Below are 22,791 nucleotides of genomic sequence, written 5' to 3' on the forward strand. Positions count from 1 at the left end.
GCTAGACAAAGAGGGACAAGACAGACGGTCCTGATGAAAGCTAGTGGCCATGGTGAGAGGTGCAGGCAAACAGGTCATGCACAATGCACTGCGCCCCGCCTGTGAAGGCGGGGCGCAGTGCATGTCTTGCCGATTCATGGCGTGAGCGCTGGGTCAGCCGGCGATCCAGAACCCCATCAGCAGGAAGCCCAGCGTCGTGACCAGCGCACCGATCAAGGTGTAGGGCAGTTGCGTCAGCGCATGCTGCATCGGCTGGACCCCGCAGCCCTGTGAGGACAGCACCGAAGAGTCCGAGAAGAAGCAGGCGTGGCTACCGAAGCTGGAGGCTGACAGCAGGGCGCCGACGATCAGCGGCAGCGAGGCATCCATGTGCAGCGCGATGGGAATCACGATCGGGATCGAGATCACGAACACGCCCCAGGAGGAGCCGGTCGCGAAGACCACGACGGCCATGCTGACGAACACGATGGCCGGCAGGATCGCCGGAGTCAGGTAGGGTGTCAGGCTCTCGATCATGAAGGTGGTCATGCCGAGCTGGTCATTGACCTCGCGCAGCACGAACCCGACCGCCACGATGGCCAGGGGCAGCATCATGGTGCGAAAGCCGTCCATCACCGCGTCCATCAGCGAGGAAAACGACACCAGGCGCTGGGCGAGATACAGCAGGATGGTGAACAGCGTAGCGACGATCACGCCCTTGAGCAGGTCGATCTCGAACCAGGCGCTGGCGCCGATCAGCACGGCCATCGGCAGCACGAAGTTCATCAGGCCGACCCAGGGGCTGGACTGCGGCGCCTGGGCTTCCGGCAGGGGCTCCGGGGCGCCGTCAGGAATCGGCTGGCCGGCCTTGGCGCGTCGCTCGGCGGCCTTCATCGGGCCGATGTCCGGCATCAGGCCGATGGCGACCAGCATGGCCAGCGCCATCGCGATCCAGCCATACAGCATGTAGGGAATCGCCTGCATATAGAGCGACATGCCGCTTTCGGTGGCACCGCCTTCCTCGAGCAGTTGGGAGAAGTACACCGCCCAGGTCGAGAGGGGCACCAGAATGCAGATGGGGGCGGCAGTCGAGTCGACGATATAGGCCAGCTTCTCACGCGAGACCCCGAAGCGGTCCGTCAGGCGTTTCATCGCAGCCGGCGTCGCCAGGGCATTCAGATAGTCATCGATGAAGATGAGGATGCCGAGAATCACGGTGCCGATCAGCGACTGACGGCGTGTCTTGAGCAGGCGACCGATCATGTTGCTGAAACTCAGCGTGCAGCCGGACTTCTCCATCATGGCGATGAAGCCGCCCATCAGCCCACAGACCAGAATCAGCCAGGCGATGGTCTCGTTCATCATCACGCCCAGCGAGATATCGGCCAGCTCTCCGATGTAGTCGTCAGGCTGCAGTATCAGCAGACCCGTGAGCGCGCCGATGGCCAGGGCTTCCAGGGTGCGATGGGTCGCGATGGCGACCACCAGCACGATCAGCGATGGCACGAGGCTGATCCAGCCGTACGGCGTGCCGGCCTCATGGGTAAAGGTGATGCCCAGCACCAGTGCCAGGATGACGCCGAACATGGCAATGCTGCGCCCCTTGCCACGGACGCTGACGGAGGGAGCGAAGGGGTGTGGGGACGCTGGGGGGACGGGAGAGACCTGATTCATGCCCGGGCCTCCCATGCAGCGAGGAAGTGCTCGGTGCTGACTTGCTCGGTACTGGCTTGGTCGACACTGAGTTGGTCAGCGCAGCAGCGCTCTGCGGGGAGCCGGTCTGCAAAGCCGTGGCCATGCAGTGAGTGACCAACGAAGTCGCGGGCAGCGACGGTTTTTATGATTGTCATGTCCTGAGCCCTGGAGTTGGTGGAGAGGTCGGTGTGGATCAGATGTTGCGCAGGTACCAGTCGTATTCCAGACGGCTGATGATCTGCATGGCCGCTTCACGCTCCGCGCGACGGCCAGCGATGAAGACTTTCAGGAAGCGCTCGCTGAAGGCGTGGGCCAATGCTTCACTCTCCTCCAGCAGCGTCAGCGCCTCGGGCCAGCTGTTGGTCAGGCTCGGCTCGAATTGGTCATAGGCATTGCCGGTGACCGGCTCGCCCGGCGAGACCTGATGCGTGATGCCGTGGATCACCGAGGCCAGCAAGGTGGCCAGCAGCAGGTAGGGATTGACGTCGGCCCCGGCGACGCGGTGCTCGAGACGACGTGCCTCGTTGGGGCCGGAGGGGATGCGGATGGCGACCGAGCGATTGTCGAAGCCCCAGGTCGGCGCCATCGGCACGTACAGGCCCTGCTGGAAGCGGCGATAGGAATTCAGGTTGGGCGCAAACAGCGCCATCGAGGCGGGCATCAGTTCCAGCAGGCCGCCGATGGCGTGACGCAGGGTCTCGGTGCCCAGCGGATTCTCGTCCTGCGCGGCGAAGACATTGTTGCCGTGCTGGTCCACCAGGCTCATGTGCGCATGCATGCCGTTGCCGGCCTCGTCGCCATACGGCTTGGCCATGAAGGTGGCATCGAAGCCGTGGCGCAGGGCGACGCCCTTGATCAGACGCTTGAGCAGGACAGCGCTGTCACAGGCCTTCATGACATCGTCGAGATGGATCAGGTTGATCTCGAACTGGCCCGGCGCACATTCCTTGAGCGCGGTATCCAGCGGCAGCTGTTGGATGCGCGCGGCAGTCTGGATCTCGTCGAGGAAGTCGGCGTACTCATCCAGCTCGCCGATGGAATAGAGCTGGCTTTCGCTGGCGCGCTCGCCTGTCAGCGGGGAGCACGGCGGCTGCACCATGCCCAGGTCATCGCGCTCGCGATCGACCAGATAGAACTCCAGTTCCAGCGCGACGACCGCCGTCAGGCCCATGTCGGCAAGAATATCGACCTGTTTCTGCAGCTGATTGCGCGGGTCGGCAAAGAAGGGGCCATCCTTGTCATCACGCATGTTCATCAGCAGCTGCCCCTGCTTGCCGTTGCGCAGCCAGGGGGCTGCCATCAAGGTGCCGGGGATGGGGCGGCAGACCTGATCACTGTCGCCGCTGCTGAGCCCCAGCCCGGTTTCCTCGATGGTGTTGCCGGCGATATCCAGTGCGAAGACGGAGCCTGGCAGGTTGATGCCATTCTCATAGGCCTTTTCCAGATTCTCGCGCGGGATTCGCTTGCCGCGCTGGATGCCGCTGATGTCACTGATCAGCAGATCGATGTTCTCGATTTCCGGATGACGGTCCAGAAATTCTCTGGCCTCATCGACGGGGAGGCTGTACATGGATATCACCTGTGGGCATGGGATGTTGTGGTTTATATATCGCCATCATGGCCATTGTTGTCAAATATTTTACAACACGTGATGGTTTTCGTGGCTGGATGGTCTTGGCGTTATGGCAATAAGTTGTTTTAAAACAGTATTTTGCATAGATTTCTGTGAAATCGTCGTTTCGTCGGGTTGGCAAGGAAAGGCGTTCAGTCTATGTTGATTAAAACATACCAATCATCCAAGGCCTGCTTGTTCGCCTCAAAGGAGATCCCATGCCACCTCGTCCCCTGGTGGGCGTCATTGCCTGCCGTCGCACCGTAGAAGGTCATCCGGCGCATATGGTGACCGACAAGTACGTCAGCGCCCTGCGTGAATTCGGACTGGATCCGGTGGTCATTCCGGTCTGGGAGGATGTCGAGCCCGGCGCCGCCAGCGCCCTGCTGGCACGCCTGGATGGTCTGCTGCTGACTGGCAGCTATTCCAACATGCACCCCTCACGCTACGGCGAGACCAGCGCGCCGGAGAACACCTATGGAGACCCGGCCCGCGACGCTGCGGTGCTCTGCTGGGTGCCGCTGGCGCTTGAGTTGCGACTGCCGCTGCTGGGGATCTGCCGCGGGTTTCAGGAGCTGAACGTTGCCTTCGGCGGCAGTTTGCACCAGGCGGTGCAGAAGGTGGCAGGCCTGATGGATCATCGTGAGCCCAAGGGCGATCTCGAGGCGCAGTTCGCGCCGTCGCATGCCATCAGCATCTCGCCCGGCGGAGTGCTGGCAGGGCTTTACGCCGCGCCCGAGGCGCAGGTCAATTCCTTGCATCAGCAGGGGATCGCCCGTCTTGGTGAGGGCCTGAATATCGAAGCGGTTGCCCCGGATGGGCTAATCGAGGCGGTCTCGGTCAGTGGTGCGGCGTCCTTCACGCTGGCGGTGCAGTGGCATCCGGAATGGAAGCCGCGTGAGCACGCCTTGTATCAGGCGATTCTGGAAGGCTTTGCCGCGGCCTGTCGTGACAAGGCCGAGGGTGGCACCTTGCCGACCTGTCACCCGACTCGCGAGGAGGCGTGAAGATGGCAATGAATGACGCTGGCGAACGCCTGAAGGCGCTGGATGCGCGCCACCACCTGCACCCCTTCACCGACTTCAAGCAGCTGGGCGAGCAGGGCAGTCGTATCATCACCGGTGCCAGCGGCGTCTATATCCATGACTCCGATGGCCAGCGGATCCTCGATGGCATGGCGGGGCTGTGGTGCGTGAACCTCGGCTATGACCAGCCGGAACTGGTCGCGGCGGCCAGCCAGCAGATGACGCAGCTGCCGTACTACAACACCTTCTTCAAGACCGCCCACCCGCCGGCGATCGAGCTGGCGGCCGAGCTGTGTCGTCTCGCGCCAGAGCATATCAATCATGTCTTCTTCACCGGCTCCGGCTCTGAAGCCAACGACAGCATGCTGCGCATGGTTCGGCGGTTCTGGGCGCTCAAGGGCAAGCCGGAAAAGCAGTGGATCATCGCGCGCGAGAATGGCTATCACGGCTCGACCGTCGCGGGTATGAGCCTGGGCGGCATGGCACCGATGCATGCCCAGGGCGGCCCCTGTGTGCCCGGCATCACGCATATCCGCCAGCCTTACTGGTTCGCGGAAGGTCGTGGAAAGGGGAGTGAAAGCCCGGCATCTGAAACACATAGCCGAGATGATTTCGGGCGACTGTGTGCCGAGGCGCTGGAAGCGCGCATTCAGGAACTGGGCCCGGACAATGTGGCCGCCTTCCTGGCGGAGCCCGTGCAGGGTGCCGGCGGTGCGATCATGCCGCCTGACAGCTACTGGCCTGCCATCAAGGCCGTGCTGGCGAAATATGACATCCTGCTGGTGGTGGATGAGGTCATCTGCGGCTTCGGTCGCCTCGGCGAATGGTTCGGCAGTCAGCATTACGACCTGAAGCCCGATCTGATGCCCATCGCCAAGGGGTTGTCCTCCGGTTACCTGCCGATCGGTGGTGTGCTGGTCGGCGACAGGGTCGCCGATACGCTGATCGAAGAGGGCGGCGAGTTCTTCCATGGCTTCACCTATTCCGGGCACCCGGTGTGTGCCGCCGTGGCGCTCAAGACCCTCGAGATCATGCAGCGCGAGGATATCGTCACCCGGGTGCGTGACGACCTGGGGCCGTATCTCGCCAGTCGCTGGGCCACGCTTGCAGACCACCCGCTGGTCGGCGAGGCGCGTTCGCTTGGCCTGATGGGGGCGCTGGAGCTGGTGGCCGACAAGGCCAGTGGCGAGCGTTTCGATTCTTCCCAGGCCGTCGGCAACCTGTGTCGTGATATCTGTTTCGAGACGGGACTGGTGATGCGCTCGGTGGGCGACACCATGATCATCTCGCCGCCGCTGGTGATCACGCATGAGCAGATCGATGCGCTGGTCAGTCTGGCGCGCGCGGCACTGGATGAAACGGCGCGCCAGCTGGCGAGTCACGCCGCCGCTTGCTCTTCCGCTGCGCTGAAGGCCACTTCGCCCTCGTCCTCGCTGCCTTCTTCACTCTCCTCTACTCCATCCTCTGAACCTTCCTCTTCCCTGACCTCGGAATCCTGATCATGAGCCGTCCTCAGACATTGGCCGAATGGCAGGCGCTGGCCGCTCGCCTGACCCCGCAGTTGCAAGGCAATGCCTTCATCAATGACGAATTCGTGCCGGCGGTCAGCGGCGAGACCTTCGAGAGCCTCAACCCGGCCACCGGTGAGCGGCTGGCGATGGTCGCCAGCTGTGACAGCGCCGATGCCGAGATCGCCATTCGTCATGCGCGTGCCGCCTTCAAGAGCGGTGTCTGGTCGCGCATGGCCCCGAATCGGCGCAAGCAGGTGTTGCTCAGGCTGGCCGAGCTGATGGAAGCCCATCAGGATGAGCTGGCGTTGCTGGATAGCCTCGACATGGGCAAGCCGGTCACTAGCGCGCTGAACGACATGGCCGGGGCGATCGGCTCGATCCGCCACCAGGCCGAGTCCATCGACAAGCTTTACGGTGAGGTCGCCCCGACCGGTCAGCAGGCGTTGGGCATGGTGCTGCGCGAACCGCTGGGCGTGGTGGCCTCCATCGTGCCGTGGAACTTCCCGCTGATGATGACGGCGTGGAAGATCGCCCCGGCGTTGGCGGCGGGCAACAGCGTCATCCTCAAACCGTCGGAGAAGTCACCGCTGTCGGCGCTGCGTCTGGCGCAGCTGGCGCGTGAGGCCGGTATCCCGAGCGGCGTCTTCCAGGTGCTGCCGGGCTTCGGGCATACCGTCGGGCGTGCGCTGGCGCTGTCGATGGACGTCGAGTGCCTGGCCTTCACCGGTTCCACCGCCGTCGGCAAGCAATTGATGCAGTATGCCGGGCAGTCGAATCTGAAGCGGGTGTTCCTGGAGTGTGGCGGCAAGAGCCCCAACATCGTCTTCGCCGATTGCGCCAATCTGGATCGCGTCGCCGAAAGTGCCGCTGCCGCCATCTTCTACAACCAGGGTGAGGTCTGCATCGCGGGTTCACGTCTGCTGGTGGAGAACTCGATCCGTGATGCCTTCGTCGCCAAGGTGGTCGCGGCTGCCGAGCGCATGCAGCCGGGCGACCCGCTGGACCCGGCAAGCTTCATGGGCGCGATGGTCGACAGTACCCAATATGAGCGCGTGATGGGCTATATCCGCCAGGGTGTCGAGGAGGGCGCGGCACTGCGCGCCGGCGGTGAGGAGGTCGAAGGGCCCGGGCTCTTCATTCGTCCTGTGGTCTTCGATGGCGTCACGCCACAGATGGCGATCGGCTGCGAGGAAATCTTCGGCCCGGTGCTGTCCGTGTTCGGCTTCGAGACCGAAGACGAAGCGCTGGCGTTGGCCAATGACAGTGACTTCGGGTTGGCGGCAGGGGTGTGGAGTCAGGACATCGATCGCATCATGCGCGTGACGCATCGCCTCGAATCCGGTCAGGTCTTCGTCAACAACTGGGCGGGGGGCGATCAGACCATGCCCTTCGGTGGGGTGAAGCAGTCCGGCAACGGCCGTGACAAGTCACATCACTCGCTGGCGGAATACACCCAGCTCAAGAGTGTCTGGATCGAGCTGAGCTGAACCGGAATGAGCTGAACCGGAATGAGCTGAACTGAAATGAAATGAGCTGTGTAGGTCCCCGTGAACTCAGGGGCTTGCGAAGAAAGAAGAGGCCACGCGATTGCGTGGCCTCTTCTTTCTTGCCTTCGCCGCAAGGGCTAGAACATCCGCGCCGGCGTGGCACAGCTGACCAGACGGCACTCGACATCGCCGATGTTGCGGAAGCGATGCGGCACGTTGGTATCGAAGTAGTAGGCGTCGCCCGCCTTCAATACCCGCGTGTCGCCACCGATGGTGATCTCTATCTCGCCCTCGATGACCACGCCCGCTTCCTCACCCTGATGGGTGATCATCTCGCGGCCAGTGTCAGTGACGGGCGGGTAGGTCTCGATCATGAACGACAGGGCGCGGTCACGCCGCTTGGCGCCCACCAGCTTGAAGATGACATCGCCGCTGCCGACGTTGATCAGCTCCTCCTCGCTGTAAAACACCTTGGCGGTGTTCTCGAGCTCCATGGTGAAGAAGTCTCCGACACTCATGGGAATGGCGGCGAGAATCTTCGACAGTGAACTCACCGACGGGCTGACCTTGCCCTGTTCGATCAGTGACAGGCTCGAGTGTGTCACACCGCAGCGCTTGGCCAGCTCGCGTTGCGAGATGCCACGCAAGGTACGCAATGCCCGCAGGCGGGCACCGACATCATCTGCCATCAGAACATCCTTCATGTCGCGACGAGTTGAGGAGAGGGGCAAGCCCTTCCAGACCGACGACGGCCAGCCACGGAGCTCCGCGACTGGCCGTCGTTCACGTGCTGGTGGTCAAGATCAGGGGCACCGGCATCAGAGCCGGCGCTGTCCTGATCATCGGCCACGCGATCAGCTGAGACTATCCAGCTTGTCTTTCAGCACCTTGTTGACCTGTTGCGGATTGGCGGTGCCGCGTGAGGCCTTCATCACCTGGCCGACGAAGAAGCCGATCATCTTGCCACGCTTGTCCGGCTCGGCTTCCTGATACTGGGTCACCTGGGCCGGGTTGTCGGCGATGACCTGATCGACCACGGCTTCGATGGCACCGGTGTCGGTGACCTGCTTGAGGCCGCGTGACTCGATGATCTCGTCGGCGCTCTTGCCTTCGCCATCCCACAGTGCAGCGAACACCTGCTTGGCGGCCTTGCCGTTGATGGTCTCATCGACGATGCGCTTGATCAGGCCACCCAGCTGGGCCGCGGAGACCGGGCTGACGGTGATGTCGAGGTTTTCCTTGTTGAGACGACCGGCCAGCTCGCCCTGCACCCAGTTGGCGGCCTGCTTGGCATCGCCGCAGACATCCTTCACTTCCTCGAAGAAGTCGGCCATCTCGCGGCTGGCGGACAGCACGCTGGCGTCATAGGCGGACAGGCCCAGTTCGCTTTCGAAACGGGCGCGTTTCTCGGCCGGCAGTTCCGGCAGGGTCTGGCGCAGGTGTTCGATGTAGGCCTCGTCCACTTCCACTGGCAGCAGGTCCGGGCACGGGAAGTAGCGGTAATCGTTGGCTTCTTCCTTGGTGCGCATGCTGCGCGTCTCGTCGGCGTCCGGATCATACAGGCGGGTTTCCTGCACGACCTTGCCGCCGTCCTCGATCAGCTCGATCTGACGCTCCACCTCGAAGTGGATGGCGCGCTCGATGAAGCGGAAGGAGTTGACGTTCTTGATCTCCGCGCGGGTGCCGAAGGCTTCCTGGCCCTTGGGGCGCACCGAGACGTTGACGTCGCAACGCAGGGAACCTTCGGCCATGTTGCCGTCGGAGATGCCCAGGTAGGTGACGATGGCGTGGATCGCCTTCACGTAGGCCACCGCTTCCTTGGCGGAACGCATGTCCGGCTCGGAGACGATTTCCAGCAGCGGTGTGCCGGCACGGTTGAGGTCGATGCCGGTCATGCCCTGGAAGTCTTCGTGCAGCGACTTGCCGGCATCTTCCTCGAGGTGGGCGTGGTGGATGCGGATCGACTTGCGCGTGCCATCTTCCAGCAGGATCTCGAGCACGCCAGGGCCGACGATGGGCTGATCCATCTGGCTGGTCTGGTAGCCCTTGGGCAGATCCGGGTAGAAGTAGTTCTTGCGCTCGAACACCGAACGGCCGGCAACGGCGGCATCGACGGCGAGGCCGAAGCGCACGGCCATGGCCACGGCCTGCTCGTTGAGCACCGGCAGGGTGCCCGGCAGACCGAGGTCCACGGCGCTTGCCTGGGTGTTGGGCTCGGCACCGTAGGTGGTGGAAGAGCCGGAGAAGATCTTTGACTGGGTGGCGAGCTGAGCGTGAACCTCAAGCCCGATTACGACTTCCCATTGCATCAGGCTTGCTCCTGTCCGAATTCCGGGCGCTGGCGGTGCCAGTCGGTGATTTGCTGGAACTGGTGCGCGACGCCCAGCAGGGTCTGCTCACCGAAGTGCGGGCCGAGGATCTGCAGACCCACCGGACGCTTGCCTGCCAGGCCAGCCGGCACGCTGATGCCCGGAATGCCCGCCAGGTTGATGGCGATGGTGTAGAGATCCTGCAGGTACATGGACAGCGGGTCCTTGTGCGCGCCGAGATCGAACGCCGGGGTCGGCGCCGCCGGGCCCATCAGCACATCGACCTGGTCGAAGGCATCGAGGAAGTCCTGGCGGATCAGGCGACGCACCTTCTGGGCCTTGATGTAGTAGGCATCGAAGAAGCCTTCGGACAGGGTGTGCGTGCCGATGATGATGCGGCGCTTCACTTCGTCGCCGAAGCCTTCCTCGCGGGTGCGCTTGTAGAGGTCTTCCAGGTCCTGCGGGTCCTTGCAGCGATGGCCGAAGCGCACGCCGTCGTAACGCGACAGGTTGGAGGAGGCCTCGGCCGGTGCGATCACGTAATAGGTCGGGATGGCCAGGTGGGTATGCGGCAGCGAGATTTCCTGCACGCTGGCACCGGCATCCTCGAAGACCTTGATCGCGGCACGCACGGAAGCTTCGACTTCCTCGGACAGGCCTTCGCCGAAGTATTCCTTCGGCAGGCCGATCTTCAGGCCCTTGAGGTTGTAGTCCAGTCCTTCGACGTAATCCGGCACGCCACGTACCACGCTGGTGGAGTCGCGCGGGTCGGCGCCGGCGATCACGTTCATCAGGCGCGCGCAGTCTTCGGCGGAGCGAGCCATCGGGCCGCCCTGATCGAGACTGGAGGCGTAGGCGATCATGCCGTAGCGCGAGACGCGACCGTAGGTCGGCTTGAGGCCGGTGATGCCACAGAAGGCGGCCGGCTGGCGGATGGAACCGCCGGTGTCGGTGCCCAGGGCGGCCGGCGCAAGGCCAGCGGCGACGGCGGCGGCACTGCCGCCGGAGCTGCCGCCCGGGACAGCGGACAGGTCCCACGGGTTCTTGACGGCGCCGTAGTGGCTGTTCTCGTTCGAGGAGCCCATCGCGAACTCATCGAGGTTGGTCTTGCCGAGAATCACCACGCCTTCGGCCTTGAGCTTCTCGATCACGGTGGCGTCGTAGGGCGCGACGAAGTTGTCGAGCATCTTCGAGCCACAGCTGGTGCGCACACCTTCGGTGCAGAAGATGTCCTTGATGGCCATCGGCACGCCGGTCAGCGCGGCGGCATTGCCAGCGGCACGGCGTGCATCGGCGGCATCCGCATCACGCAGCGCGTCTTCGCGGCACAGGGTGATGTAGCTGTTGAGCTCGCCGTCGAGGCGTTCGATACGGGCCAGGAAGGCTTCCGTCAGCTCGCGGCTGGTGTATTCGCCGGCCTCCAGGCCTTGCGCCAGCTCACTGAGCGTCTTGTCATGTAGTGCAATGGACGATGACATGTTCGATTCCATCAGTGCAGACGATGCGCCGGGCATCGTCCGCAGAAATTCCGGGGCGGACGGGGCGTGCCGCGTGACGTGGTATCCGATGGCAGCCGGTCACGATGCGTGAGCGACCTGCCAGGCGAGATCACTCGACGACGCGCGGAACCAGATACAGACCCTGCTCTGTGGCCGGGGCCACCTGCTGAAAACGCTCGCGCTGATTCGATTCGGTGACTTCGTCGGCGCGCAGGCGTTGCGTGGCTTCCAGCGGGTGTGCCAGCGGTGCGACGCCGTCGGTATCGACCTGTTGCAGCTGGTCGACCATGGCGAGAATCCGGTCGAGATCCTCGACGTAGGCTTCGGCATCCTGCGAGGCAAGACCCAGGCGTGCGAGGTGAGCGGCACGCAGCACATCTGAATGTTCAAGGGCCATTGAAGTTTCCCTGTCTTGGCTTCGAGAGGCTTGAGGTGACGGCAGGAGTCGGAGACGACCACGCGGAATCGGCTGGCGCGAGGTACGCGAAAAGCCGAATTCGAAAATTGTGGTGTCCCGGCAAACCCGATGCCCGTTACCCTGTAAAACAGCGCGCTTTGCAGCGATGGAGCAATCTGTCGCCGAATGCGCCGTTACAGTGTGATTCGGCGTGAAATGTACCACATCTGCGTCGCTCTGGCAGGCGTGTCAGCTTGCCGCCATGGGGTGGCAATGGTACCGTTCGCGTCTGCACAGGGTTCCGGTCTGGACTAGGTGATCAACTTCCATGTTTAAACGTTTACGTGGGCTGTTCTCGAGCGATCTGTCGATCGATCTGGGTACTGCCAACACGCTTATTTATGTGCGCGGTCGCGGTATCGTGCTCGACGAGCCCTCAGTCGTGGCCATTCGCCAGTCCGGGAATGCCCGCAGTGTGGCGGCCGTCGGTGCCGATGCCAAGCGCATGCTGGGGCGTACCCCCGGCAATATCACGGCCATCCGTCCGATGAAGGACGGCGTCATCGCCGACTTCACCGTTACCGAACAGATGCTCCAGCATTTCATCCGCAAGGTGCATCAGAGCACCTTCCTGACACCCAGCCCTCGTGTGCTGGTGTGTGTGCCGTGCATGTCGACCCAGGTCGAGCGTCGCGCCATCAAGGAATCGGCCGAAGGGGCCGGCGCGCGTGAGGTCTACCTGATCGAGGAGCCGATGGCTGCCGCGATCGGTGCGGGCCTGCCGGTGGAAGAGGCGATGGGCTCCATGGTGGTCGATATCGGTGGTGGTACCACTGAAATCGCCATCATCTCGCTCAACGGCGTGGTCTATTCCGAATCCGTGCGTATCGGCGGTGACCGCTTCGACGAAGCCATCACCTCCTATGTGCGTCGCCATTACGGCAGCCTGATCGGTGAGGCGACGGCCGAGCGCATCAAGGAAGAGATCGGTTGTGCCTACCCGGGTGGCGAGCTGCGAGAGATCGACGTGCGCGGCCGCAACCTGGCCGAGGGCATTCCGCGTTCCTTCACGCTCAACTCCCACGAGATTCTCGATGCGCTGCAGGAACCGCTGGCGGCCATCGTCTCGGTGGTCAAGAGCGCGCTCGAGCAGTCTCCGCCGGAGCTGGCCTCCGACATCGCCGAGCGCGGCCTGGTGCTGACCGGTGGTGGTGCGCTGCTGCGTGACATCGACAAGCTGATCGCGGAAGAGACGGGCCTGCCGGTGATCATCGCCGAAGACCCGCTGACCTGCGTGGCGCGTGGCGGTGGCAAGGCGCTGGAAATGATCGATCAGCACACCTTCGAGCTGCTGTCGAGCGATTGACCTCGTCCGGGGCCGGGCATGCTGTGTGCTGTACGGCTGGTCCCGGCCTGTCGGAGGAAGTGCTATCAAACCCCTGTTCACGCGTGGCCCCGTGCCCGGCTACCGCATGCTGTTGTGCGCGGTGCTGTCACTCGCGCTGATGTTTGCCGAAGATCGCTTCAGCTGGATGGTCGATGTGCGCGCCAGCATGGCGACGCTGGTATCGCCCGTGCAGTGGGTCGTCAGCTTGCCGACGGAAGGCATCAGCTGGGGCGCGCTGGTGTTTGCCGACCAGCAGGAGCTGGCCGACGAGAATCGCGCGCTGCGCGAACAGCTGCTCAATCTGTCCAGCCGTGTGCAACGCATGGCGAGCCTGACCTCCGAGAATACGCGCCTGCGCGAATTGCTCAATGCCGGGCAGCGTAGCGACATCCCCTATATCACCTCCCAGTTGCTCACCCTCGATGCTGACCCGTTCTCCCACCGCATGGTGGTGGACCGCGGCGAGCAGGATGGCGTGCGCATCGGCTTGCCGGTACTCGATGCCTATGGCCTCGTCGGCCAGGTCATCTCCACCTCGGCCTACAACAGTCGCGTGCTGATGATCAGTGATGCCAGCCATGCCGTGCCGGTGGAGATCAATCGCAATGGCCTGCGCTTCATCGCCCAGGGCAGCGGCAAGATCGATCAGGTCGATGTGCTGCATGTGCCGGACACGGCCGATATTCGTGTCGGTGACCTGCTGGTGACCTCCGGACTGGCGCTGCGCTTTCCGCGCGGCCTGCCAGTGGCACGTGTCACCGAGGTCTATCATGATCCCGGCAAGCCGTTTGCCCGCGTGAGTGCCGAGCCCATCGCGCAGCTGGAGCGTTCGCGCAACTTCCTGATCCAGATGCCGCCGCCGGTGGACACCGACAACCTGTATGTCGATGACAGCCTCGATGAGTTGCCGCGTGACAACCTGGCGGCGCCCAGACCCGAGGGTGACGACGCCGCACAAGGCTCCGCCGAGGATGCGGCAGACGCACAGGCACCCACCGATGCTGCCGGGGAGAACAACTGATGGCCTTTCGTCCCCAGACCACCTTGCTGTGCTGGTTCTCGCTGCTGCTGGCGCTGTGTCTGCAGGTCATGCCATTGCCGGATGTATGGCTGATCTGGCGGCCCCAGTGGCTGGGTCTGATGCTGGTCTACTGGTGCATCGTCTCGCCGCAGAGTGTCGGAGTCTTCCACGGCTTCCTGTTCGGGCTGGCGCTGGATGTCCTGCAGGGCGCACCGCTGGGGCACAACGCCCTGGTGCTGTCGCTGACGGCCTTCATGGGTGTGCTGCTCTATCAGCGCATTCGCGCCTACTCGCTGTTGCAGCAGGCGTTGCTGGTGATCGTGGTGCTGGGCATCGCGCAGTTGCTGGATCAATGGCTGCGCAGTCTGTTCGGTGCCGGCCCCGTCAGCCTGTCGTTCCTGCTCTCGGCGGTCATCGGCGGCGCACTGTGGCCGTGGCTCTATACTCTGCTGCAGATGCTGCGTCGGCGGGTCGCGGCCTGAGTGCCACTGGCACGTCGCTAGCGCTTCTTGTGAGCTTCCAAAAGCCGCCTACGGGCGGCTTTCTGGTACTTGTCAGCCATGTTTCTCTTCACGAGGTCTTCCATGTCATCCAGTTCAAGGTCATCCACTTCCAGGCCATCCACACCTGACACCGAAAGCCCCACTTCCTCACTCTTTGCGAACTCTGACGCCGCGACGCAGCGCAAAGTAAGGTCTCAGGACGTTGTTCAACAGGGCGTTGCTCAACAGGGCGCTGCTCAAGCGGAATTGATTCTGGCCTCGGGGTCGCCGCGTCGTCGTGACCTGCTGGCCAGTATCGGCATCCAATGTGAGGTGGCGCCGGTGGATATCGATGAGACGCCGCAGGCCAATGAGTCGCCGGAGCATTATGTGCTGCGTCTGGCGCGGGAGAAGGCGCAGGCCGGCTTCGCGGCTCTGGCGCAGCGGACGGCAGGCCAGACGGCGGGGCGGCGAGTGCTCGGCGCGGATACCGCGCTGGCGCTGGATGGACGCATTCTCGGCAAGCCGCGTGATGAGGCCGATGCGCGCGAGATGCTGCTCAGCCTGTCGGGGCGCAGCCATCAGGTGCTCAGTGGCGTGGCGCTGTGTCATGGCGACGCCGGGCGCGACATGCGCTGCGCGAGCGAGCTGGTCGAGAGCCGCGTGACTTTCCGCACCATCACTCCGGAGGAGGCCGCGCGCTACTGGGCGACCGGTGAGCCGGCTGACAAGGCGGGGGGCTACGCCATCCAGGGGCTCGGCGCCGTCTTCGTCAGTCATCTCGAGGGCAGTTACAGCGCCGTGGTCGGGCTGCCGCTGCATGAGACCGCAGAGCTTCTGAGCAAGGCGGGCGTTCAGCCGTGGCAACCACTCTGACGGGCGATGTTCTGTACTGCGGCAGTCGGGTGTCGAGACAGCACTCCAGCGCCATCGCGAAGGACGATGGCTTGCATGCGTGGCACAAAATACCCGTTGCAGGAAATCCTTAGTCGATAGATCACAGCCGGGGGCTCCCTTGCTATGTCATAATCGCAAGCAACGACTTTACAAGGACTTGCGCTATGAGCGGCGAGGTATTGATCAACCTGACACCGATGGAGACCCGCGTGGCGGTGGTCGAGAACGGTGTCCTGCAGGAAGCCTTCATCGAACGCAGCGGGCGACGCGGCATCGTCGGCAACATCTACCGTGGCAAGGTGGTGAGAGTGTTGCCCGGCATGCAGGCGGCCTTCATCGACATCGGTCTCGAACGGGCCGCCTTCATCCATGCCCAGGAAGTCATGCCGGCGCACACGCCGCATGATGAGCAGCTCTCGATTCGCGAGCTGCTCAGCGAAGGCCAGCCACTGGTGGTGCAGGTCACCAAGGACCCCATCGGCACCAAGGGCGCCCGGCTGACCACGCATCTGTCGGTGCCGTCACGCTATCTGGTCTACATGCCGGACTCGCCGCATACCGGCGTGTCGCAGCGCATCGAGAGCGATGCCGAGCGTGACCGCCTCAAGGAGCTCACCGAGCAGTGCCTGACGGCGCTGGACCCGGAAGCCCCTGGCGGCTTCATTCTGCGCACGGCGGCCGAAGGCATCAGCGAGGCCGAGCTCAAGCAGGATATGCACTTCCTGCTGCGCCTGTGGCGCAAGGTCAGCGAGCGACGCCTGACCGCCGCCGTGCCCAGCGTGATCTATGATGATCTGCCACTGTTCATGCGCACGCTGCGCGACGTGATGCGTGACGAGATCGAGCGCGTGCGCATCGACTCGCGCGAGAACTTCATCCGGCTCAAGGAATTCGCCAGCGAGTTCATGCCCGACATGGAAGGGCGCATCGAGTATTACCCCGGCGAGCGACCGATCTTCGATCTGTTCAGTGTCGAGGATGAGCTGCACAAGGCGATGGGCCGCAAGGTGCAGCTCAAGAGTGGCGGCTATCTGGTGATCGACCAGACCGAGGCGATGACCACCATCGACGTCAACACCGGGGGTTTCGTCGGCCATCGCAACCTCGAAGAGACCATCTTCAAGACCAATCTCGAGGCGGCGACCGCCATCGCGCGCCAGCTGCGGCTGCGCAATCTCGGCGGCATCATCATCATCGACTTCATCGACATGGAAGAGACCGAGCATCAGCGCCAGGTGCTGCGCGTGCTCGAGAAGTCGCTGGAGCGTGATCATGCCAAGAACAAGATGACCGGCGTGACCGAACTGGGCCTGGTGCAGCTGACGCGCAAGCGCACGCGCGAGAGTCTGGAGCAGGTGCTGTGCGAGGCCTGCCCGACCTGTCAGGGGCGCGGCACCCTCAAGACGCCGGAGACGGTCTGCTACGAGATCTTCCGCGAGATCATGCGCGAAGAGCGCGCCTACAGCCCGGATACCTATATGGTGCTGGCCTCACAGAACGTGGTCGATCGCCTGCTGGACGAGGAATCCGCAGCCGTGGCGGACCTCGAGAGCTTCATCGGCAAGACCATCCGCTTCCAGGTCGAGGCGCATTACACCCAGGAGCAGTACGATATTGTGCTCATGTGATCTGTCAGCCGCCGCGCCTGCGATGAAGCCGGGAGTCGCGTTATCCACATCGTGAGTCTGTCCTGTTCGGAGAACCACCAGTGACCCGTTCTACCTCACAAGAGGCGGCACGTTCTACCTCGCAAGAGGCGGTGCAGGAGGGCGTCGAAGACGCCCCGTCTTCGTCAGCTGCGCGCCCAGCGCCACCCTCGCGTGGGCGGCGCTGGGCGCGCGGGCTGCTGATGGCGCTCGCGGTGCTGCTGGCGGTGCTGGCCACCCTGATCGGGGGCCTGCGCTGGTGGTTGACCACGCTGGATTCGCGCAGTGAGTCCATCAGTGACTTCATTGCCACCCAGACCCACTCCAATGTGGGGATGTCATCGCTTGAGGGCCGCATGGATCACCTTGATCCGGCCATCAAGCTGTCGGGTCTCAACCTCTTTCGACCCAACGAGATGCAGGCGGCGCCGCTGTTGAGCGTGTCGCATCTGGAAACCCGTCTCGATGTACTTTCCTCCCTGCGCCATCTGGCGCCTGTCTTTGATCGCGCCACCGCCACCGGCGTCATCGTGCACCTGTACCAGCGCGAAGATGGCAGCTGGGGTTGGCCGGGGCCGCCGCGTCCTCCCGAAGCGCTCGAACCCGAAGGACAGATGAGCCTTGCGCAGACGGAGCAGGGGCTGGCGCTGCTGGCACGGCAGCGTGTGCGGCTCGAGGATGTGCGCCTGGTACTGCATGGTCGCAACGATACCCTCAACCTGAATGCCGCCGAGCTGTTGCTGTCGGGAGAAGGCGATCGCGCGCATCTGGAAGGCCAGTTGCGGGTCGGGGAATCGCCTCAGGCCGGTGTCAGCGCCGTGCTGGAGGTGCTGCCGGGAGATGACGGCCTCGCCGACTACTCGGCCCAGCTGCAGGTGGAGCTGGACGCCGGTGCGTTGGCGAGTGTCGGGCGCCTGATGGGCGAGCGCGACAGCCTGATGCTGCGCGACGCCGATGGCAACGCGACGCTGTGGGCGCGCTGGCGTGACGCGCGACTGGAAGATGCTCGTCTGCGTCTTGATCTCAATCGCCTGACGCTGGATCACCATGGCGCCCAGCTGGCGCTCAAGGACATTCATGCGCGTGGCCAGTGGCTGCGCGACCTGGCGGGCAGTGATCGCTGGCAGGCCTGGCTCAATCAGATCTCGGTCGGCGCCACGCAACTCGATGACGCCCCGGCGGCCGACGCTTCGGCGCCTGGCGATCCGGCGGCAGACGCTTCGGTGGCAGATAGTGACGGCCAGGCGCCGCAAGCGGCGTCATCGCCAGAAGTCTCCGCGGCGCTTGCCAGTCTGCCCGAGCGTATTTCGCTGTCGGGGGATCTCGCCGAGGGCAGCGTGTCACTGGTCACCAGCAGTTTCGATCTGGAGAAGGTGGCGCGCTGGCGCAATGTGCTGGCGCTCGGCGAGCTGGGCGATGTGCTCGAGTCTCTCGATCCGCGTGGCACGGCCACCGGCCTCTCCCTGTCGCTGGCCGGGATCGGCCTCGATACCCCGCTGACCATGAAGCTGGCGCTGGGCCTCACCGGCGCCGAGGTGGAACCCTGGCAGGGCGCCCCGGGGCTCGGCCCCCTGGCGGCCTGGGTCACCGCGCAGAGCCTTGATGAAGGCGGCATCGCGAGCCGGATCGCGTTTCGCGGTGACCCGGGCATGCGCTTCCACTTCCCCGAGGTCTTCGGCGACGGCTGGCAGCTCGAGGCCGCCGACGGAGTGGTCGAGGTCAAGGTCGATGACAGTGGCAGCAGCGTCTCGGGGCATGACCTGCATATCCAGCGCGCTGGCGCCGATGTGACGGGCGGCTTCGGCCTGCAGATTCCCGCACAGGACCATGACCGCTTGCAGCTGGATCTCGAGATGCGTGATGTGGATGCCCGCAGTATTCCGCTGGCCTCCTGGTTGCCGATGAAGGTACTGGACCCGGCGCTGAGCGAGTGGTTGACGCGCGATGTCGCGGGGCAGGTCCCCGAGGGCAGCCTGCATCTCACTCAGGTGTGGGATGACGACAATGGTGAAAATGGTTATGGCCCCGGCGATTCGATGGACCTTGAGCTGGCCATTGAGGATGGGAGACTCGGTTATGCCGAGGGCTGGCCTGCGCTGGAGGGCGTGAAGGGCAATCTCGCGCTGCACGACAATACGTTGAGTGCCACGGTCGCGGCGGCGCGCTCTCAGCCGGCCACGGCGCTGGGCAGTGCGGCGCCCCTGGCGGTGCGTCAGGCCGACGTCGACATGCAGGACAACACCTTGAAGATTCAGGGTGACGTGACCGGCAGCGTCGAGGCGCTGTTCGATCTGCTCTCGCATGCGCCGCTGGAAGATACCGCAGCGCTGATCGCCGAATGGCAGGGCAAGGGCTCGGTGGATACGACGATGGACATCCGCGTGCCGCTGGAGGACGCCGAGCAGACGCGCATCACGGCGGCGGGCAAGGTCGGCGAGCGCCAGGCGGCGACGCTGGCCTTCCCGGGGCCGGGCATCGAGGTTGACGGCATTCGCGGGCCGCTCGAGTTCGTGCATGACCCATCCCGACCCGAGGGGCGGCGTGAGCAGTTGACCGGCAATCTCTCCGGCAAGCTGTTCGGTGGTGCGGTCAAGGCGGCGCTCAACATCGGACAGGCAGATTCAAGCAGCAAGGGCGCGATCACCTTCGACGGCAAGGCGCCATTGGCACCGGTGCTGGGCTGGCTGGGCGCGCCCGAGCACCTGATCGGCGATGCCGCCGAGAACACCCGGGCCGCCTTGCAGGACGGCGAGACGCCGCGCGCGCTGGGCGGCGAGTTCAACTACCAGGCGCGCCTGATGCTGCCGGATGACGGCGCCAGCCTGGCGCTCTCGAGTGACCTCAAAGGAGTCGCCATCAATCTGCCGGCACCCTTTGGCAAGGCGCGCGATCAGGCGGTTCCGCTGGCGGTGGATATCGGGCTCGCGGAGGGTGGCGGCGATGTTCGCCTCGACAATCGCGCCCGAGCACGCTGGAAAGGCGGCAATACGCGAGACGATGGCAGCACGGTGCCGATGACGGGGCAGTTGTGGCTGGAGCGTTGGCCGAGTGACCCGCAGTGGCCCACCCAGACGGGCTGGGACATCGCCTGGCGCACGCCGACCCTCGCCCCCGAGCTATGGAAGCCGTGGGCGGGAGCGCTCTCCGGTGAAGGTGGCGTGAGTGGAGAGGGTAGCGCGAGTGGTGAGGGCAGCGACGCGGGGCAGAGTGACCCCCTGCGTGCCTTGTCACGCCTGCGTGTTGCCACCGATTGCCTGATGATCCAGTCCCGGTGTACGGGGCCGATGACGCTGGAGGCCGCGCCGCGCCAGAGCTCGCAGCAGCAAGGGCTGGGGCTGGCCGCGACGCTGGATGGTCAGCTCGCCAGTGGCGAGCTGGTGTGGCAGTCAGGCGCCGCGCGACCGCTGATTCTGGACCTGGACACCCTGAATCTTGATGCCCTGTGGCCCGCGGATGCCGAGCAGGAGGCGCAGACCGCCAGTGCGCCAGGCAACTTTACCGAGGCTATCGATGTCGGCATCGAGCCGACGCCGTATCCCGCCGAGCTTGCCGACCTGCCCGCGGGCAGTCTGCGTCTGGCACACCTCATCTGGCGCGATCAGCAGCTGGGGCCGATCAGTGCCGACTGGACCGCCGACAGCCAGCAGCTGGTGATGTTGCCCCTCTCCATCACGCTGGGCAAGATCACCGCGGTGGGCAACATCACCTGGGAGGATGCCGGCACCAACAGTCTGACGCGCGCTCGCCTGTCCGCCGATGGCAGTGACCTGGGCGGGTTGCTCGAGCGTCTCTCCCAGCCGCGCGGCATCGAGGCGGACCGTGCCCGGGCCGAGGTCAAGCTGGCCTGGCCCGGCGCGCCGCAGGACTTTGCCCTGTCGCGCTCCAATGGTCGCGTCGAGATCAAGCTGGATGATGGACGCTTCCTGAATCTGGGCTCGACCTCCGCCCGCCTGCTGGGGCTGGTCAATGTGGATAACCTGCTGCGCCGGCTGTCGCTGGACTTCTCTGATGTCACCGACAAGGGGACGGCCTTCGACAAGGTGCGCGGCGCAGCGACGCTCTTCGATGGGCGGCTGGAAAGCGATGGCCCCTTGCGTATCGAGGCGCCGTCCACCACCGTGACACTCAACGGGCAGGTCGATCTGCTTCGCGGTACCCTTGATCAACGCATGGCCATCACGGTGCCGGTCAGCCAGAACCTTCCGCTGGCCGCCGTGCTGGCAGGCGCACCCGCCGTGGGCGGGGCGCTGTTCGTGGCCGACAAGATCTTCGGCCGCTTCATCGACAAGGTGACGCAAATTCACTATCGGGTATCAGGCCCCTGGGGCGACCCGAACATTACTCTGGAAAGTGCCGAATGACGCAAAATGCGAGTTCCGGTCGCGTGCTCGACGATGCCGCGGCCCTGTTGCTGTCCCCGGGCGGGCTCAGCCTGGATGATCTGGATGCTGGCCTGGCACATGCCATGGGCCCGGGCACCGACTATGCCGACCTCTACTTCCAGCGTATCTGGCAGGAGAGCTGGGTGCTGGAAGACGGCGTCGTCAAGGACGCCAGCTACAACATCGATGGTGGCGTGGGCGTACGCTCATTGGCGGGGGAAAAGACCGGCTTCGCGTACTCCAATCAGATCGATGCCGCCGCGCTTGCCGACACTGGCCGGACTGCGGCGGGTATCTCACGCAGCGGCAGCAGCGGCACGGTCGCAAGCTCGATCATCACCGAGGCACCGTCCTTCTATGCGGGCATCGACCCGCTGAATGGCCTGAGCGCTGAGGACAAGGTCGCGATGCTCAAGGAAGCGGACCGCATCGCGCGCAGCCTCGACCCGTCCATCAGTCAGGTGTCGGCCTCGCTGTCGGCGCTTTACGAGGTGGTGATGGTGCGTGCCAGTGATGGCACCCTCGCCGCGGACCTGCGTCCGCTGGTGCGTTTCAACATCAGCGTGATCGCGGTGCGCAATGGCCGTCGTGAGCGTGGCAGTGCCGGTGGCGGTGGTCGTTTCCCGCTGACCCGTCTGCGCGATGAGAATGTCGCCGAGCGTTACGCGCGTGAAGCCGTGCGTCAGGCGCTGGTCAATCTCGAGGCCATCGATGCACCGGCCGGCCAGATGCCGGTGGTGCTGGGCAATGGCTGGCCGGGCGTGCTGCTGCACGAGGCGGTCGGTCATGGTCTGGAAGGTGACTTCAACCGCAAGGGCAGCTCTGCCTTCTCGGGTCGCATGGGTGAGCAGGTCGCGGCACGCGGCGTCACCGTGGTCGATGACGCGACCCTGGCCGATCGCCGTGGCTCGCTGTCCGTCGATGACGAAGGCACCCCGGGACAGTACACGCCGCTGATCGAGGACGGCATCCTCACCGGCTACATGCAGGACAAGCTCAATGCCCGCCTGATGGGCATGGCGCCGACGGGCAATGCGCGTCGTGAGTCCTTCGCGCACCTGCCGATGCCGCGCATGACCAATACCTACATGCTGGGTGGCGATCGCGATCCGCAGGAGATCATCAAGAGCGTCAAGCGTGGCATATACGCGGTCAGCTTCGGCGGTGGCCAGGTCGACATCACCTCCGGGCGTTTCGTGTTCTCCGCAAGCGAAGCCTATCTGATCGAAGACGGCAAGGTGACAACGCCGGTCAAGGGCGCCACCCTGATCGGCAACGGGCCGGAAGCCATGGGCCGCGTCTCGATGATCGGCAACGACCTGGAGCTGGATACCGGTGTCGGCGTGTGTGGCAAGGACGGCCAGTCCGTGCCCGTCGGGGTCGGTCAGCCGACGCTGAAGCTCGATGAGCTGACGGTCGGCGGCACGCAATCCTGATCGGGTCGCGTTCACAATGAAGCGAT

At 64.4% G+C, this 22,791-nt stretch carries 16 protein-coding genes; 10 read left to right on the top strand and 6 right to left on the bottom strand.

Annotated elements, in window-relative coordinates; genetic code table 11:
• Window positions 1-153: 153 nt before the first annotated feature.
• Complete coding sequence (locus tag QD356_RS00450; protein ID WP_192838333.1) at window positions 154-1,653, bottom strand: Na+/H+ antiporter NhaC family protein; 1,500 nt, start codon at window positions 1,651-1,653, stop codon at window positions 154-156.
• Window positions 1,654-1,867: 214 nt separating this feature from the next.
• The gene (locus tag QD356_RS00455; protein WP_192838334.1) at window positions 1,868-3,244 is read right to left on the bottom strand and encodes a glutamine synthetase family protein; all 1,377 of its coding nucleotides are present in this window, start codon (window positions 3,242-3,244) and stop codon (window positions 1,868-1,870) included.
• A 260-nt stretch (window positions 3,245-3,504) separates the two neighbouring features.
• Between QD356_RS00455 and QD356_RS00460 the strand changes: the two genes are divergently transcribed.
• From QD356_RS00460 to QD356_RS00470, 3 genes are read left to right on the top strand one after another with little or no spacing between them, the layout of a single operon-like run.
• Window positions 3,505-4,293, top strand: coding sequence for a gamma-glutamyl-gamma-aminobutyrate hydrolase family protein (locus tag QD356_RS00460; RefSeq protein ID WP_192838335.1), 789 nt, complete (start codon window positions 3,505-3,507; stop codon window positions 4,291-4,293).
• Window positions 4,294-4,295: 2 nt separating this feature from the next.
• Window positions 4,296-5,810, top strand: a complete 1,515-nt coding sequence (locus QD356_RS00465; RefSeq protein ID WP_279876542.1) for an aspartate aminotransferase family protein — start codon at window positions 4,296-4,298, stop codon at window positions 5,808-5,810.
• Between the two features lie 2 nt (window positions 5,811-5,812).
• Window positions 5,813-7,309 (top strand): aldehyde dehydrogenase, encoded by a 1,497-nt coding sequence (locus QD356_RS00470; protein WP_192838336.1) that lies wholly within the window; start codon window positions 5,813-5,815, stop codon window positions 7,307-7,309.
• 137 nt (window positions 7,310-7,446) lie between these two features.
• On the opposite strand, the gene QD356_RS00475 is transcribed toward QD356_RS00470, so the two are convergent.
• The 4 genes from QD356_RS00475 to gatC form a co-directional block, all read right to left on the bottom strand.
• A complete protein-coding gene (locus QD356_RS00475) occupies window positions 7,447-7,998 on the bottom strand; it encodes a cupin domain-containing protein (protein ID WP_043332584.1) in 552 nt (183 codons plus the stop codon).
• Window positions 7,999-8,163: 165 nt separating this feature from the next.
• A complete protein-coding gene (gene gatB / locus QD356_RS00480; RefSeq protein WP_043332582.1) occupies window positions 8,164-9,618 on the bottom strand; it encodes an Asp-tRNA(Asn)/Glu-tRNA(Gln) amidotransferase subunit GatB in 1,455 nt (484 codons plus the stop codon).
• Window positions 9,618-11,096, bottom strand: a complete 1,479-nt coding sequence (gene gatA, locus QD356_RS00485; protein ID WP_153635165.1) for an Asp-tRNA(Asn)/Glu-tRNA(Gln) amidotransferase subunit GatA — start codon at window positions 11,094-11,096, stop codon at window positions 9,618-9,620. Before gatA ends, gatB begins: the two co-directional genes overlap by 1 nt.
• A 130-nt stretch (window positions 11,097-11,226) precedes the next feature.
• On the bottom strand, window positions 11,227-11,514 hold the full coding sequence (gatC, locus tag QD356_RS00490; RefSeq protein WP_054555110.1) for an Asp-tRNA(Asn)/Glu-tRNA(Gln) amidotransferase subunit GatC: 288 nt from the start codon (window positions 11,512-11,514) through the stop codon (window positions 11,227-11,229).
• Window positions 11,515-11,842: 328 nt separating this feature from the next.
• On the opposite strand from gatC, the gene QD356_RS00495 reads away from it, so the two are divergent.
• The 7 genes from QD356_RS00495 (at window position 11,843) to tldD (ending at window position 22,765) form a co-directional block, all read left to right on the top strand.
• Entirely contained in the window at window positions 11,843-12,880 is a 1,038-nt protein-coding gene (locus QD356_RS00495) for a rod shape-determining protein (RefSeq protein ID WP_043332576.1), read from the top strand.
• Between the two features lie 64 nt (window positions 12,881-12,944).
• A complete protein-coding gene (mreC, locus tag QD356_RS00500) occupies window positions 12,945-13,922 on the top strand; it encodes a rod shape-determining protein MreC (RefSeq protein ID WP_268750727.1) in 978 nt (325 codons plus the stop codon).
• Window positions 13,922-14,404, top strand: coding sequence for a rod shape-determining protein MreD (gene mreD / locus QD356_RS00505; protein ID WP_043332574.1), 483 nt, complete (start codon window positions 13,922-13,924; stop codon window positions 14,402-14,404). Before mreC ends, mreD begins: the two co-directional genes overlap by 1 nt.
• Before the next feature lie 267 nt (window positions 14,405-14,671).
• Entirely contained in the window at window positions 14,672-15,280 is a 609-nt protein-coding gene (locus QD356_RS00510; RefSeq protein ID WP_225996462.1) for a Maf family protein, read from the top strand.
• A gap of 185 nt (window positions 15,281-15,465) precedes the next feature.
• A complete protein-coding gene (rng, locus tag QD356_RS00515; protein ID WP_043332570.1) occupies window positions 15,466-16,929 on the top strand; it encodes a ribonuclease G in 1,464 nt (487 codons plus the stop codon).
• 80 nt (window positions 16,930-17,009) lie between these two features.
• On the top strand, window positions 17,010-21,308 hold the full coding sequence (locus QD356_RS00520) for an AsmA-like C-terminal region-containing protein (protein WP_192838338.1): 4,299 nt from the start codon (window positions 17,010-17,012) through the stop codon (window positions 21,306-21,308).
• Window positions 21,305-22,765, top strand: coding sequence for a metalloprotease TldD (gene tldD / locus QD356_RS00525; RefSeq protein ID WP_192838339.1), 1,461 nt, complete (start codon window positions 21,305-21,307; stop codon window positions 22,763-22,765). Before QD356_RS00520 ends, tldD begins: the two co-directional genes overlap by 4 nt.
• Window positions 22,766-22,791 lie beyond the last annotated feature (26 nt).

It is taken from the genome of Cobetia sp. 2AS, assembly GCF_029846355.1.
GTDB lineage: Bacteria > Pseudomonadota > Gammaproteobacteria > Pseudomonadales > Halomonadaceae > Cobetia > Cobetia amphilecti.

Excerpts from the sequence above, each read along its gene's own strand:
- gatB (WP_043332582.1), bottom strand. The coding sequence starts at position 9,618 with ATGCAATGGGAAGTCGTAATCGGGCTTGAGGTTCACGCTCAGCTCGCC.
- gatC (WP_054555110.1), bottom strand. The coding sequence starts at position 11,514 with ATGGCCCTTGAACATTCAGATGTGCTGCGTGCCGCTCACCTCGCACGC.
- QD356_RS00465 (WP_279876542.1), top strand. The coding sequence starts at position 4,296 with ATGGCAATGAATGACGCTGGCGAACGCCTGAAGGCGCTGGATGCGCGC.
- tldD (WP_192838339.1), top strand. The coding sequence starts at position 21,305 with ATGACGCAAAATGCGAGTTCCGGTCGCGTGCTCGACGATGCCGCGGCC.
- QD356_RS00450 (WP_192838333.1), bottom strand. The coding sequence starts at position 1,653 with ATGAATCAGGTCTCTCCCGTCCCCCCAGCGTCCCCACACCCCTTCGCT.
- QD356_RS00460 (WP_192838335.1), top strand. The coding sequence starts at position 3,505 with ATGCCACCTCGTCCCCTGGTGGGCGTCATTGCCTGCCGTCGCACCGTA.
- rng (WP_043332570.1), top strand. The coding sequence starts at position 15,466 with ATGAGCGGCGAGGTATTGATCAACCTGACACCGATGGAGACCCGCGTG.
- QD356_RS00470 (WP_192838336.1), top strand. The coding sequence starts at position 5,813 with ATGAGCCGTCCTCAGACATTGGCCGAATGGCAGGCGCTGGCCGCTCGC.
- QD356_RS00475 (WP_043332584.1), bottom strand. The coding sequence starts at position 7,998 with ATGGCAGATGATGTCGGTGCCCGCCTGCGGGCATTGCGTACCTTGCGT.
- mreD (WP_043332574.1), top strand. The coding sequence starts at position 13,922 with ATGGCCTTTCGTCCCCAGACCACCTTGCTGTGCTGGTTCTCGCTGCTG.
- QD356_RS00495 (WP_043332576.1), top strand. The coding sequence starts at position 11,843 with ATGTTTAAACGTTTACGTGGGCTGTTCTCGAGCGATCTGTCGATCGAT.
- gatA (WP_153635165.1), bottom strand. The coding sequence starts at position 11,096 with ATGTCATCGTCCATTGCACTACATGACAAGACGCTCAGTGAGCTGGCG.
- QD356_RS00455 (WP_192838334.1), bottom strand. The coding sequence starts at position 3,244 with ATGTACAGCCTCCCCGTCGATGAGGCCAGAGAATTTCTGGACCGTCAT.